This is a genomic window from Teichococcus aerofrigidensis (assembly GCF_054073225.1).
In genome coordinates this window covers 1-13,080 of record NZ_JBSXMU010000040.1, presented here as the reverse complement: position 1 = coordinate 13,080, position 13,080 = coordinate 1, and the positions used below count along the sequence as shown (strand labels likewise).

Below are 13,080 nucleotides of genomic sequence, written 5' to 3'. Positions count from 1 at the left end.
CGGTCAAAGCCCGCTCCCGCCGTGCCGCCCCACCCTCCGGACATGGCAGGGAGCAACCCGCCGGGGGGCCGCCCTGTTCTGGAGATGACGCCAGAACATGGAGACGCCCCGATGTCCCGTCCTCTCTCCCCCCGCCTCCTCCCGCTCGCGGCGGCCGCCCTGATCGGCTGGTCCGGCGCGGCCCTGGCCCAGGCCCGCCCCGCGCCGAACGCCACGTCGGACGCCCCGCCGGGCGAGCAGACGCTCCAGAACAACGCCGCCACCCGGGCGCTGGACCGCGCCGCCGGCACCAATGTCTCCGGTGCCTATCCCGGCCAGGCGGACGGCACCCCGGCCAACCCGCCGGGGACGGCGGCGACGCGGGCGCTCGACCGCGCGGCGGGGACCAACACCTCCGGCGCCTATCCCGGCCAGGAACGGCAGGCGCAGAACAACCTGGGCCAGGGCGCGCCGCAGGGCAGCGCGCGCAGCGGCAGCAACGCGCAGGGCGGCGCCGCCAACAACAGCGGCGCCACACCCCCCACCGGCTCGGGCAACACCGCCTCGCGTCCGGAGAGCCAGCGCAACCAGCCGGCCTCGCCCTCCACCAGCACCACCGAGGCGCCCTCGCTGGAGATGCGGCAGGTTCCGCCCTCCACCCGCCCGGACCAGACGCCGCCCAGCAGGTAAAGCCGCAGGCGGCGCCGGGCGCCGCCTTCCGAGGGCCGTGGCGGCGTGGCACTATCGCCGCATGACCGGAAGACGGGAGGAGGTGCGGGCAGGCCCGCCGCCGGATGCCGCGCGCCTGCGCGAGGCCGCACTGGCGCATCTGGCGCGCTTCGCCGCCACCGAGGCGGGGCTGATCCGTGTCCTGCACCGCCGGATCGACCGCTGGGCCCGCCGCGCCGAGGCGGAGGGGCAGGAGGCCGAGGCGGTGGCCGCGAGGGTCGCCGCCGCCCGGGCCGAGGCCGTGGCCGTGGCCCACCGCCTCAGTGACACGGGGGCAGTGGACGATGCCGCCTTCGCCGCCAGCCGGGCGCGGCGGCTGAACCAGGCGGGCCGCTCCCGCCGCGCCATTGCCGCCCATCTCGCCGCCAAGGGCGTGCGGCCGGACACCGCCGCCACGCTGCTGGAGGCGGCGCCGCCGGACGATCTCGCCGCGGCGCTCGGCCATCTGCGCCGCCGCCGTGCCGGGCCCTTCGCCGCCGAGCCGCCCTCCCCCGAGCAGCGCCTGAAGGCCCTGGCCGCGCTGGCCCGGGGCGGCTTCGCGCGGGATGTCGCGGAGCGCGCCCTCGACATGGCGCCGGAGGAGGCGGAGGATCGTCTGCTGGCCGCCCGCCGTGACTGAGCCGGCCGCCGGCCCCTACAAGGTGAGCTTCACCCGCGCCGGGATGCTCCGGGGCGCCGCCGCCGGCCTGCCCCTGCTCCTGGGCCTGCTGCCCTTCGGCGCCCTGGTGGGCGTGGTGGCCGCCGGCAAGGGGCTGAGCCTGGGTGAGACCCTGCTGATGTCCGGCATCGTCTATGCCGGCGCGGCGCAGCTTCTCAGCCTGGAGCTCTGGACCGATCCCCCCTCCATCCTGGCGGCGACGCTGGCGGCGCTGGTGGTGAACATCCGCATGGCCCCGATGGGGGCCGCCCTCGCTCCCTGGCTCGACCGGCTGCGGGGCTGGCGCCTGTGGGGCACGCTGGCGACGCTGGTGGACCATTCCTTCGCCCTCAGCATCGCGGAGCAGCGGCGCGGCGGGCGGGACGCCGGATATCTGCTGGGCGTCGGCCTGCTCCTCTGGGTGGCCTGGATGGTCTGCGTGGGCCTCGGCCATGTGCTGGGAGGCAGCGTCCGGCTGCCGCCGGGGCACCCGCTCTATTTCGGCGGCATCGCCGCCTTCGTCTCCCTGCTGGTGCCGCTCTGGCGTGGCCCGCGGCAGGATATGGCCCCCTGGCTGCTGGCCGGGGCCCTCGCCCTCGCCGCGCATGTCCTTGGCCTGCCGCAGCCCTTTCCGCTGCTCGGCGGGGCCCTGGCGGGCGCCGCGCTGGCCGCCTGGCACGAGGCCCGCCCGCCACCACCCGCCGGGCAGGAGGACGGGAGGTGAGGGCGGATGTCGTGCTGACCATCCTGGGCATGGCCGCCGCCACCTATTTCTGTCGCGCCGGCGGCTATGCCGTGCTGCGGACCTTCGGCCTGCCGCCCTTTGTCCAGGCCATGCTGCGCAATCTGCCGGGGCCCATCTTCGCCGCCTATGTCACCCTGGCCCTGGCCAAGTACGGGCCGCTCGGCCTGGTCGGGGCGCTGGGGGTGGTCCTGGTGCAGCGGCGGACGGGCAGCCTGGCCCTCTCCATCCCCAGCGGCATCCTTATCGTGTGGCTGATCGGGCTGCTGCTTCCCACGGAGGGATAGGCCCCATCCCCGGGGCCGGCCGGGATCGCCATTCCAGGTTGCACTGGAAACGCTGAACATCGATCAAAACGATGCTCAGTACTTGAAATACTACCCTGAAAATGTTTCTTTCCATCCAATACAATTCAAAGTAAATGATTTTCAATCTGGAATAGAATTCCTCGCCGCACCCCTGAATTATCCGCGCGAATGCAGTTTTCCATGGACTTATTCTAACGAATGCGTCATTAGAGCCGCATATTATTGCTGCATCTCAAAAATTGTCTGCCTTCCCAGGAGGGGGCCAATTGCCGGTTGCATTGCTCTCCTGATGTCATTTCTGAAGCGGAGGAAAAGGCTTTCATGACCCAGCTCGGGATCTATGTCGGTAACTCGACCGCGGCCCTCACCGACTTCGAAAACTGGCTCGGCCGGGATGTCACGGGCGTGCATACGGCCATCGGCTTCCAGAGCTGGGGCGACTTCCTGGGCAGCACGGCGCTGGTGGCCGACATGTTCCATGAAACCCAGCGCGAGCTGCACTGGTCGGTGCCGCTGATCACCGTCGACTCCAGCCTCGCCGTGGCCGCGACGGGTGCCTACAACGACTATTATCGCCAGGCGGCCGAAACCATCCTGCAGGCCGGCCCCACCGATGTGCCGATCAACATCCGTGTCGGCTGGGAACTGAACGGAGACTGGTTCCCCTGGTCGGCCATAGGGCATGAGCAGGAGTATATCGGCGCCTTCCGCCAGTTCGTGGACACCTTCCGGTCCGTCTCCGACCGCTTCGTCTTCGAATGGAACGTCAACGAGGCCTGGGCCGGCATCGACCCCGCCACCGCCTATCCCGGCAACGACTATGTCGACATCATCGGCATGGATGTCTACTGGAACACCGCCTATTGGGGCGAGGATCCGTACTATGCCTGGCAGAACCTGCTGACCCAGCAGTTCGGCATGCAGTGGCACCAGGATTTCGCCGATGCCATGGGCAAGCCCACCGCCTACTCCGAATGGGGCGTCATGACGGACAATGCCGCGCCCTACATCAATGCCATGAAGATGTGGTTCGACACGCATGATGTCGTCTTCCAGTCCCGCTGGGATTCGGATGACGACTATCTGGGCAAGATGTCGGACGGCACGCAGCCCAATTCCGGCAATGCCTATATTTCGGCCTTCCAGAACCCGAATGCCGAATGGAAGCTGAACGGCCTCCAGTACATCGCCTCCTATGGCGATCTCATCGACGCCTTCGGCGCCAATGCCGAGGCGGGCGTCCGTCACTACTTCCAGTACGGCGTCGTCGAGCGGCGCGAGCCGGTGACCTTCGATGCCAACACCTACCTGTCCAATTATGGCGACCTGCGCGATGCCTTCGGCTGGGACCAGGATGCGGCGGCGACGCATTGGATCATCTTCGGCCGCCATGAGGGCCGCACGGACGACCCGCTGTTCTGATCTGAGGCGGCGGGCGGCCCCGTCACGGGCGCCGGATACCGGCGCTCACGTTTAGTTTTTTTATACGCAGTCTCATTTCTGTAGATTTTCCGGGGCAGCCAGAACAGTAAGAGTGCGTCCGACGGTCGGACGCTACTCTTGCTTGTGGGGCCCCATGCTGTCTCGTGCCGAAAATGGAACAGGCTTTTTCTCGACCCGCGGCAATGAGATCCTCGACGCGGATGGCCATGCCGTCCGCATCGCCGCGGTGAACTGGTACGGGCTCGAGACGCGCAACGCCTCGCCCGACGGCCTGTTCCAGCGCAACTGGATGGACATGATGGATCAGATGAAGTCGCTCGGCTTCAACACGATCCGCCTGCCCTATTCCTCCGAGTTGCTGGAGGGCGGACTGGCGCCCGTCGGCATCGACTATGGCCGCAACCCCGACCTTCAGGGCCTGTCCGGCGTGCAGTTCATCGACAAGATCGTCGATTATGCCGGCCAGATCGGCCTGCGCATCATCCTCGACCGGCATCGCGGTCCCGCCGGGGACGGGCCGAACGGCAGCGGCCTCTGGTATGACGGCCGCTACAGCGAGCAGGACTGGATCGACGACTGGCAGATGCTCGCCGCCCGCTACAAGGGCAATGCCACGGTCATCGGGGCGGACCTGCACAATGAGCCGCATGCCGGCGCCAGCTGGGCGGCGTGGAGCGCCGCCGCCGAGCGCGCCGGCGCCGCCATCCAGGCGGTCAACCCCGACTGGCTGATCCTGGTCGAGGGCGTCGAGATCCACAATGGCGACTGGTACTGGTGGGGCGGCAATCTCCAGGGCGCCGCGACCGACCCGGTGGTGCTGCCGGTCGCCAACAAGCTGGTCTATTCGCCGCACGACTACCCGAATTCCGTCTACGGCCAGCCCTGGTTCAACGACCCGAACTTCCCCGGCAACCTGCACGAGGTCTTCCAGAAGCAGTGGGGCTATCTCTCCAGCCAGGGCATCGCCCCGATCCTGCTCGGCGAGTTCGGCAGCAAGCTGGAGGGCGACAGCAAGGACTGGGCCTGGCTCGACGTGCTGATCCGTGCCCTGAACGGCGATGCGAACGGGGATGGAGTGACCGATCCCGGCGCCCCGGCCGCCGGCCTCTCCTGGGCCTGGTGGTCCTGGAACCCCAGCTCCGGCGACACCGGTGGCATCCTGTCCGGCAACTGGAGCACCCCGATCGCCGCCAAGATCCAGCAGCTTCAGAGGATCGCCGGCCAGGGCTTCGTCCCCAACCAGGTGCTGCACGCCACCGACGGGATCAGCGAAAGCTTCGCCGGCGGGCCGGGGGTGGACACGCTGCTGGTCGGCGGCGTCTCCGCCGGCTGGGCGGTGCTGCGGCGCGGTGACGATGTCTTCCTGGTCAACCGCGCCACCGGCGAGACCGACCATGGCCGCGACATCGAGCAGATCCGCTTCGGCGACAATGTCCTGGTCAAGGTGACGGCCCTGCATTCGTCCAGCCCGCTGGAATACGTCGCGAGCCACGCCGACCTGATGGCGGCCTTCGGCACCGATGCCGCCGCCGGCTGGACGCATCTGCTCCGCCACGGCCTGGCCGAGCACCGCGCCATCGGCTTCGACGGGCTTTCCTACATCGCCAGCCATGCCGACCTCTCCGCCGCCTTCGGCGCCGACGAGGAGGCCGGCGCGCGGCACTTCATCCAGTTCGGCCGCCTGGAAGGCCGCGCGGCCGGCTTCGACAGCGCCGCCTACCTCGCCTCCTACGACGACCTCCGGGCGGTCTTCGGCCGCGATGCCGAGGCGGCGGCGGGCCACTACATCACCACCGGCCGCGCCGAGGGGCGGAGCATCACTTTCGACGGCCTGCGCTACGCCGCCTCCTATGACGACCTGTCCCTGGCCTTCGGCACCGATCAGGCCGGCGCCACGGCGCATTTCCTCGACCGGGCGCGCATCGAGGGGCGCTCCGCCAGCTTCGATCCGCTGACCTACATCGCCTCGCATCGTGACCTGACCGAGGCGATCGGCACGGACGCGCGGCAGGGCACGCTGCACTGGCTGCACTTCGGCGTCCAGGAGCACCGCGCCCGCACCGGCTTCGATGCCGCACAGTATCTGGAGAACTACGCCGATCTGCGCGCCGCCTTCGGCGATGACCTGCAGGCGGCCACCCGCCACTATATCGAGCGCGGCCTGCTGATCGAGCACCGCACCGACGACCCGCTCGGCTGAGCCGCCCCGCCGGGCCCGTCCGCCTCAGGCGCCCAGGGCGCGGTACAGCCGGGCCAGCGGCGGCCAGGCCTCCGCCAGGGCCTCGCGCCAGACCCACAGCCCCGCCAGCGCCGCCGCCACCAGCAGCAGCGAGGCGATCCAGGCCAGGACGAGGTTGCCCCGGTCGGGGGCGGCCTCGCGGGCGAGCTTCAGCGGCTCCGGCCGCGACGGCGCCTGGCCGACGCTGAGGGCGGCCACGGGCTGCACCGGCGCGGTGGCCGATCGGCGCGGCGCGGGCGGCGGCGGTGGGGCGGGAACCGGCGCCCAGTCGTGGGCGCAGCGCGCGCAGCGGACCTCGCGGCCCGGGCTGAGGGCGGAATCCGGCACGTCATAGGCGGCGGCGCAGTGGGGACATTCGATGCGCATGGCGCCGCTATGACCGGCGGGCCGTGCCGCTGCAACCCTTTGTCAATTCTGCCGGGTAGCCGCCCCGCGCCGGGCATGGCATTCCCCTGCGCCATGGTGCGCTTCACCGAGGTAGGGCTGCGCTATCCGTCCCCTGACGGGGAGGAGGCGCCGGAGGCCCTGGCCGATCTGACCTTCACCCTGCCGGAGGGCAGCTTCACCTGGCTGCTGGGCGCCTCGGGCGCCGGCAAGTCCTCGCTGCTGCGGCTGATGCATCTGGCGCAGCTGCCGACGCGCGGGCGCCTGGAGGTGCTCGGCACCGAGGTGCGCGGCGCGCGGCGCGGAGCCCTGCCGCGCCTGCGCCGCCGGATCGGCGTGGTGTTCCAGGACTTCCGCCTGCTGCCCTACCTGTCGGCCTTCGACAATGTCGCCCTGCCGCTGCGCCTCACCGGCCGCTCCGAGGGCAGCCTGCGCCCGGACGTGACGGAGATGCTGCGCTGGGTCGGGCTGCAGGGGAAGGAGATGTCCTTGCCGCAGCAGCTCTCGGGCGGCGAGCAGCAGCGTGTCGCCATCGCCCGCGCCGTCGTCACCCGGCCGCAGCTCCTGGTGGCCGACGAGCCGACCGGCAATCTCGATTCGCATCAGGCGCGGCGGCTGCTGGCCCTGCTGACGCAGATGAACCGGCTGGGCACGACGGTGGTGGTGGCGACCCACAGCGAGGATCTGGTGTCGCAGTTCGCGGCCCCCTCGCTGGTCCTGCAGGCCGGCCGGATGGTGCATCATGGCTGAGCGCCGCACCCGCTTCTCGCGCGATCCGCTGGGCCTCAAGCGCGCCCTGTCCGACAAGCTGCTGCCCGGGCTGGTCGCCGCCATGGCGCTGCTGGCGGCGCTGGCGCTGGCCGGAAGCCGCGGCGCCGCGGCCCTGAAGGACCGCTGGCAACACGGCGCGGCCGCCGCCGTGACCGTGCAGCTGCCGCCCGAGCAGGCCAGCCGGATGGAGGATGCCCTGGCGCTGCTGCGCCGCATGCCGCAGGTCGCCAGCGCCGAGCCGGTGGATGCCGAGCGCATGCGCGAGCTGCTCCGCCCCTGGCTCGGCGAGGTGCCGGCCCTGCCGCTGCCGCTGGTGCTGGAGCTGCGTCTGGCCGACCTCTCGATCGACCCCGCCCCGATCGCCCGCGAGCTGGCGGCGGCGGTGCCGGGCGCGGAGGTCGAGGCCCACGGGATCTGGGTGGCGCGCCTCGCCGCGCTGGCGCGCAGCGTGCAGGGGGTGGCGCTCAGCGTGCTGGCGCTGGTGGTGGGCGTCGCCGTCGCCGTGGTGGCGGTGGGGGCGCGGGGCGGGCGGGGCGGGGGGGGGGGGGCGGGGGCCCCCCCGGGCCGGACTGGCCTCGCGCCGCCAGGCGATCGAGATCCTGCACGACCTCGGCGCCACGCAGGGCGACATCGCCGGTCGCTTCGCGCGCCGCATCGGCCTGCTGGCGGCGGGCGGGGCGCTGGCGGGGGCGGCCATCGCCGTGCCCACCCTGGCGGGGCTGGCGGGACTCGCCGCGCCGCTCTCGGGCGGCGTCATCCAGCCCTGGGCGGCCCTGCCCTGGCTCGACCTCGCCCTGCTGCCCCCGGTGGCGGGGCTGATCGGCTGGGCCACGGCCCAGCTCAGTGTCCGGCGATGGCTGAAGCGGCTGCCATGACGCCGCCTGTCCTGCCGGATGGCAGCCGCCGCGGGCCCTGGAGCCGGCTGTGGTGGCCGCCGCTGCTGCTGGCGCTGCTGCTGCTGGGCGGCTTCGCCCTGTTCACCGGGCAGAGCCGGGCGCGGCCCGAGCTGCCGCTCCGCGCGACCGACGGCATCGCCGTGCTGACCGGCGGCCCGGAGCGCGTGGCCGTCGGCCTCACCCTGCTGGCGGAGGGGCAGGGAGACTGGCTGATCGTCTCCGGCGTCGGCCGCGACGCGGCCCTGGCGGAGCTGGCGGGGCGCGCCGGCCTCTCCGCCGAGGCGCTGGCCGAGCGCACCACGCTGGGCCATGCGGCGACCTCGACGCGCGGCAATGCGCTGGAGGTTGCGCAATGGGCCCGGGCGCGGCAGATCCACTCCCTGCGCGTCGTCACCGCCGCCTTCCATATGCCGCGAGCCCTGCTGGAGCTGCGCCGGACGCTGCCGGGCGTCACCCTGGTGCCGCATCCGGTGCAGGCCGCGGGGCCCCGCACCGGCCTCCTGGTGCGGGAGTATGGGAAGCTGCTTGGCGCGATGCTGGGCCTGTCCGTCCTGAAGCCGGAGAATCCACGTCCGTGAAGCCAGCCGTTCCCCCGCCCGGACATCGTCCCGCCGGGCGTCCTCCCCTGGCTGTGGTCCTGCGTTCGCTGCTGTTCAACGCGCTGTTCTTCAGCCTGACCGCCCTTTGCTGCCTGAGCGGCATCCTGCTCCTGCCGCTGCCGCGCCGCCTGTTGCGCCGTTACGTGCAGGGCTGGGCGAGGCTGATGCTGTTCCTCCTCCGGGTGGTCTGCGGCATCCGGCTGGCCGTCACCGGCCGCGAGAACCTTCCCGAGGGGCCGGTGGTGATCGCCGCCAAGCACCAGTCGGCCTACGACACCATCGTCTGGCTCGCCCTGCTGCCCGAGCCCGTCTATGTGCTGAAGCAGGAACTGCTGCGGATTCCCGCCTGGGGCTGGATGGCGCGGCATTACGGCGCGGTGGCGGTCGACCGGACGGGCGGCGCGGCGGCGCTGAAGCGCATGGTCCGCCAGGCGAGCCAGGCCCTGGCGGCCGGCGACCAGATCGTCATCTTTCCCGAGGGCACCCGCACCGCGCCGGGACAGCGCGTCCCCTACCTGCCCGGGGTTGTCGCCCTTGCCTCGGCCAGCGGCGCGCCCGTGGTGCCGGCCGCCACCGACAGCGGGCTGTTCTGGGGCCGGCGCGCCTTCGCCAAATGGCCCGGTACCATCCATGTCGCCATCCTGCCGCCCCTGCCCCCCGGCCTGTCGCGGGCCCAGCTCATCGCCCGGCTGACCGATGCGATCGAGACGGAGAGCGACAGGCTGGCCGCCCTGCAGGGCTTCTCGCCCCAAAGGGGAGAGCTTGTGGATAATTCTGTGGGATGAACCGCCCGGAGGGCTGCGCGGGCCGCCGAATGACGGCAAATAAGCCTCTCAGCCTCCAGCGTTTTTTGCTGTGCACATCCTCGGCGGCCCGATGTCCGGCCCGGCTCTCTGAAATAAGATACTGAAAAATCTCATACTTTCAGCGAACCCTTCAAAATCTGGCGGATTCCCGCGAGTTATGCCAAGGCCACCGCCCCCGTTCTGTGGATAACTCTGCGGAAAAGCTGTACGGCACCTTGATTCCTCAATCGCGACTCGGCGAGCCGCCGGGCCCCCTTCCCTTTTTCCACCCGGCCTGTCCCCGGAGAGGCCGCGCCCCGGCACCATTCCCGCCGCCTCTGACCGCCCCTATACCGTGCCGGTGAGTACCGTTCCGCGTCCCGCCCGCCACCGCCGGCTCCTGCTCTGGTTCCTCCTGCTGGCCGGCGTGCTGGCGGCCGGTCATGCCCTGGTCTGGCACCATGTGACGGGCCGGCTGGAGGCAGGCTTCCAGGATTGGGCCGAGGGGCGCCGCGCCCAGGGCTGGCAGGTGACGCATGGCACCCCCAGGGCCGGAGGCTGGCCGTTCCTGGCCACGCTCATCCTGCCGGATCTCGCTTTGACACCGCCCTCCGGCTTCGGCTGGCGGACGGAGCGGGCGGAACTCAGCCTCCGCCCGACCGATCCCGGTCTGCTGCATATCGCGGTGCAAGGCCGGCACGTCCTGTACCGGGCCGGGTGGGACTGGCCCTTCACCGCGGAAAGCCTGACGGCCGATCTGCCGCTGGCCGGGTCCGGACCGCCCGCCGGGGTCACGCTGCGCGGCGCGGGACTCCGGCTCGGCGGCGCGCCCGGCGCGGAGCAGGGCATGGGGCTGGACGCGCTGGAGGCCCGGATCGACGGCCAGGACACTTCCCCTGGCGGGCCGGGCCTGGTGCTGACCGCCGCGCTGCGGGGGCTGAGCCTGCCGGGCGCCACCGGCGGCCTGCTTCCCGGAGGCCGCGTCGACACGGCCACGCTGGACGCCGCGTTGAACGGCCCTCTGCCCGGCGGGCTGTTCTCCGCCGCGCCGCCGGCACGGCGGGCGGCGGCATGGCGCGACGCCGGCGGGACCCTGGAACTGCGGGCCCTGACGCTGCGCGCCGGCGCGGTCGCTGCCAGCGCGGCCGCCACGCTGGCGCTGGATGGCGGACTGCAGCCGGTGGGTGCCGGCACGCTGCGGCTGTTCAATCCCGACCTGGTGCTGGAGGCGTTGCTGCGGGCCGGCGTGATCGATCCGCGCAATGCCGGCCTGGCGCGGAGCCTGCTGCCGATGCTGCAACGCCCGGGAGCGGCAGGCGGCCCGCCGCAGCTCGAGGTCCCGGTCACGCTGGAACAGGGCCGGCTCACCGCCGCCCGCATTCCGCTGCTGCGCCTGCCTCCGCTGGCCTGGGACTGAGTTCCGCCCCGCGGGCGGGCCTCAGAAGGACTTCAGCAGCCGCTCGATGTAGTCCAGCTCGGTGGCCGGCCGCTCGCGGTCCGCGCCGCGCCGGCGCAGCTCCTCCTGGATGCGGCGGCTACGCAGCATCTCCGCCTCCTGCGGCACCCGGGTGTCGCTGCCCTGGTCATTGGCGCCGGGCGCCTCGCGGGAGGGGCGGCCCAGGGGGTCGCGGCCCTGGTTCTGCCCGGTCATGCGGTCCTGGCCCTGGCCGCCCTCGGCCTGGCCGGGGTTGCCCTGGCCCTCGCCCGGCCCTTCCCCCTCGCCCTGCTGCCCCTGGCCGAACTGGCGCTGCATGGTCTCGGCCATCTGCCGCCCGCCTTCCTGCAGCTCGCGGATGGCCTGCTGCTGATGCGCGCTCGGGTCGCCACCCTGGCCCAGCGCCTCCTGCGCCTGCCGCATCGCCTGATCGGCGCGGCCCAGCGCCTCGGGAATCTCGCCGGTCAGGTCGCCGAACTGCTGCATCAGCTCGCCCAGGGCGCGGCGCAGGGCGCGCTGCTGCCGGGCGTCCTGTTGGGCGTCCGGTTGAGCGTCCTGCCGGGGCCGGGCCTCTCCGTCCCGCTGGCCCGGCGAAGGCTGCGGGCGCGCCTGCGGCTGGTTCCGGCGGCCGGGCCGTTGCGCCTCGCCCTGGGCGGCCTCGCCGCGCTGATGGCTCCGGTCCAGCATCTCGCCCTGGCGCCGCACCATGTCCTGCACCGCCCCCGTCTGCTGCTGGCCACGCTGGCGCTGCTGCTGGCGCTGCGGGTCGCCACCCTCCGCGCGGGCGACGCGGCCCTGCTGGAGCGCGTCCAGCATCCGCTCGAGCTCGGCCAGCTCCTGCTGCAACTGGTCGGTGCGCCCCTCGCGCGCCGACTGCTCCATCCGCTCGGTGCGGCGATCGAACTCCTGCTGGTCCATCAGCCGCTGCCCGGGCTCGATCGGCTGGATCTCGGTATTTTCCTGCCGCAGGCGTTCGGCCAGGGCCTCGAGATGGCGCTGGACGGCCTCGCGCAGCTCCTGCACCCGGCGTTCCAGCTCGGCCCGGCCCGCCGCGTCCGGCGGCGTGCGCTCGGCCTCGGCCAGGGCCTCGCGCAGCGCCTCGCGCGCCTCGGCCAGGGCGCGGGCCGTGCGGTCGGTCCGGCCTTCCTCCAGCGCCAGGGCGGTCTGCCACATCAGCGCCTGGGCTTCCTCCACCCCCTCGGGGCGGCGGTCGCGCAGCAGGCGGAAGCGGGCGACGCGCAGCGCCAGGAAGGTGGTCAGGTCATGCTCGAAGGCCTCGGGCGCGGCGGCCAGGTCGTCGAGGCCACGCCGCACGGCGTCGCGCGCCAGGGGGTCGAGCGAGAGGGATTTGCGCAGGGCCACGAGCTGCCGGGCGACGGGATGGTTGAAGACGCGCTCCGGCAGGGTGACCAGCACCGTCTCGGAAACCCCCTCCTGCCCGGCCCCGTCGCGCGCCAGGAGGCGTAGCCGCACCGGCAGCCCGGCCCAGGGATGCGCGGACAGGTCCGGCTGCGCGAGGCCGCGTGGCTGCCGCGGATTGCCGCCGGTCAGTGCCAGGTCGAGGCGCAGCGGCGCGGCATCGACGCGGGCGGCGAGGCGGATCTCCGCCTGCATCGCGGCGATGCCCCAGTCATCCTCGGCGCGCCAGGGCAGGCGCAGGGCCAGGCCGCGCGGGGCCGGCCCCGGCGGCTCGGTGAAGGCGACGGTGGGCGGCGCATCGGCCTGCACGCCGAAGCTCCAGGCGGCCAGCTCCCGCCCGTCGCGCCGCAGCAGGATGCGCGTGCCCTGCTGCAGCACCGTCTCGGCGGCGAAGCTGCCTGGCTCCAGCGTGCGCAGGGGCTCGGCCGGGCCGTTGCCCTGCCATTCGGGCACGCCGCCGCGCCCGCCGGACAGCGCGATCTGGAGCCGGCTGCCCTGCGGGACGGAGAGCGCGCCGCCGGCCGGGTCCAGGAACAGCGGCGCGGCGCCGGTATAGGCCGGCGGCGTCACCCAGGCTTCGAGCCGCAGCGCCGGCGCCATGGGCGTGGCGGCCTGGAGGCTGGGCCAGACGGCGCGGCGGAGCCGCTCCCCGGCCTCGCCCCCGGCGACGGCGACGGCGGCGAAGAGGCCGACCAGCAGCCCGAGCCGGAGCTG

12 protein-coding genes are annotated in these 13,080 nt (G+C 72.7%); 10 read left to right on the top strand and 2 right to left on the bottom strand.

Going from position 1 to position 13,080, the window contains the following annotated elements; translation table 11 throughout:
- Positions 1 to 111 precede the first annotated feature (111 nt).
- The 6 genes from ACVMLK_RS10610 to ACVMLK_RS10585 all read left to right on the top strand — a co-directional run bounded on the left by ACVMLK_RS10610 (position 112) and on the right by ACVMLK_RS10585 (position 6,038).
- Positions 112 to 669, top strand: coding sequence for a hypothetical protein (locus tag ACVMLK_RS10610; protein ID WP_198366205.1), 558 nt, complete (start codon positions 112 to 114; stop codon positions 667 to 669).
- 61 nt (positions 670 to 730) lie between these two features.
- On the top strand, positions 731 to 1,327 hold the full coding sequence (locus ACVMLK_RS10605; RefSeq protein WP_198365683.1) for a RecX family transcriptional regulator: 597 nt from the start codon (positions 731 to 733) through the stop codon (positions 1,325 to 1,327).
- Positions 1,320 to 2,069, top strand: a complete 750-nt coding sequence (locus tag ACVMLK_RS10600; protein ID WP_370591956.1) for an AzlC family ABC transporter permease — start codon at positions 1,320 to 1,322, stop codon at positions 2,067 to 2,069. The genes ACVMLK_RS10605 and ACVMLK_RS10600 overlap by 8 nt, the downstream gene beginning before the upstream one ends.
- The gene (locus ACVMLK_RS10595; protein WP_198365682.1) at positions 2,066 to 2,374 is read left to right on the top strand and encodes an AzlD family protein; all 309 of its coding nucleotides are present in this window, start codon (positions 2,066 to 2,068) and stop codon (positions 2,372 to 2,374) included. The genes ACVMLK_RS10600 and ACVMLK_RS10595 overlap by 4 nt, the downstream gene beginning before the upstream one ends.
- A 342-nt stretch (positions 2,375 to 2,716) precedes the next feature.
- Entirely contained in the window at positions 2,717 to 3,817 is a 1,101-nt protein-coding gene (locus ACVMLK_RS10590) for a glycosyl hydrolase (protein WP_457486379.1), read from the top strand.
- A 154-nt stretch (positions 3,818 to 3,971) separates the two neighbouring features.
- Positions 3,972 to 6,038, top strand: a complete 2,067-nt coding sequence (locus tag ACVMLK_RS10585) for a glycoside hydrolase family 5 protein (RefSeq protein ID WP_457486378.1) — start codon at positions 3,972 to 3,974, stop codon at positions 6,036 to 6,038.
- Between the two features lie 24 nt (positions 6,039 to 6,062).
- Here ACVMLK_RS10585 and ACVMLK_RS10580 read toward each other — a convergent pair whose 3' ends face one another.
- Positions 6,063 to 6,443, bottom strand: coding sequence for a zinc-ribbon domain-containing protein (locus ACVMLK_RS10580; protein ID WP_198365679.1), 381 nt, complete (start codon positions 6,441 to 6,443; stop codon positions 6,063 to 6,065).
- A 93-nt stretch (positions 6,444 to 6,536) separates the two neighbouring features.
- Here ACVMLK_RS10580 and ACVMLK_RS10575 point away from each other — a divergent pair, with 93 nt between their 5' ends.
- The 4 genes from ACVMLK_RS10575 (at position 6,537) to ACVMLK_RS10560 (ending at position 10,929) form a co-directional block, all read left to right on the top strand.
- On the top strand, positions 6,537 to 7,211 hold the full coding sequence (locus tag ACVMLK_RS10575; RefSeq protein ID WP_198366166.1) for a cell division ATP-binding protein FtsE: 675 nt from the start codon (positions 6,537 to 6,539) through the stop codon (positions 7,209 to 7,211).
- Positions 7,204 to 8,706 carry an ElyC/SanA/YdcF family protein gene (locus ACVMLK_RS10570; protein ID WP_457486377.1) on the top strand — a complete coding sequence of 501 codons (1,503 nt, stop codon included), beginning with the start codon at positions 7,204 to 7,206 and terminating at the stop codon, positions 8,704 to 8,706. The genes ACVMLK_RS10575 and ACVMLK_RS10570 overlap by 8 nt, the downstream gene beginning before the upstream one ends.
- Before the next feature lie 53 nt (positions 8,707 to 8,759).
- Positions 8,760 to 9,512 carry a lysophospholipid acyltransferase family protein gene (locus ACVMLK_RS10565; protein ID WP_198365676.1) on the top strand — a complete coding sequence of 251 codons (753 nt, stop codon included), beginning with the start codon at positions 8,760 to 8,762 and terminating at the stop codon, positions 9,510 to 9,512.
- A gap of 361 nt (positions 9,513 to 9,873) precedes the next feature.
- Positions 9,874 to 10,929, top strand: coding sequence for a DUF2125 domain-containing protein (locus ACVMLK_RS10560; RefSeq protein WP_457486376.1), 1,056 nt, complete (start codon positions 9,874 to 9,876; stop codon positions 10,927 to 10,929).
- Between the two features lie 21 nt (positions 10,930 to 10,950).
- Here the strand turns inward: ACVMLK_RS10560 and ACVMLK_RS10555 are convergent.
- On the bottom strand, positions 10,951 to 13,080 hold a 2,130-nt coding region (locus tag ACVMLK_RS10555; protein ID WP_457486375.1), incomplete at its 5' end, for a DUF4175 domain-containing protein.

Excerpts from the sequence above, each read along its gene's own strand:
- ACVMLK_RS10570 (WP_457486377.1), top strand. The coding sequence starts at position 7,204 with ATGGCTGAGCGCCGCACCCGCTTCTCGCGCGATCCGCTGGGCCTCAAG.
- ACVMLK_RS10605 (WP_198365683.1), top strand. The coding sequence starts at position 731 with ATGACCGGAAGACGGGAGGAGGTGCGGGCAGGCCCGCCGCCGGATGCC.
- ACVMLK_RS10585 (WP_457486378.1), top strand. The coding sequence starts at position 3,972 with ATGCTGTCTCGTGCCGAAAATGGAACAGGCTTTTTCTCGACCCGCGGC.
- ACVMLK_RS10590 (WP_457486379.1), top strand. The coding sequence starts at position 2,717 with ATGACCCAGCTCGGGATCTATGTCGGTAACTCGACCGCGGCCCTCACC.
- ACVMLK_RS10575 (WP_198366166.1), top strand. The coding sequence starts at position 6,537 with ATGGTGCGCTTCACCGAGGTAGGGCTGCGCTATCCGTCCCCTGACGGG.
- ACVMLK_RS10610 (WP_198366205.1), top strand. The coding sequence starts at position 112 with ATGTCCCGTCCTCTCTCCCCCCGCCTCCTCCCGCTCGCGGCGGCCGCC.
- ACVMLK_RS10580 (WP_198365679.1), bottom strand. The coding sequence starts at position 6,443 with ATGCGCATCGAATGTCCCCACTGCGCCGCCGCCTATGACGTGCCGGAT.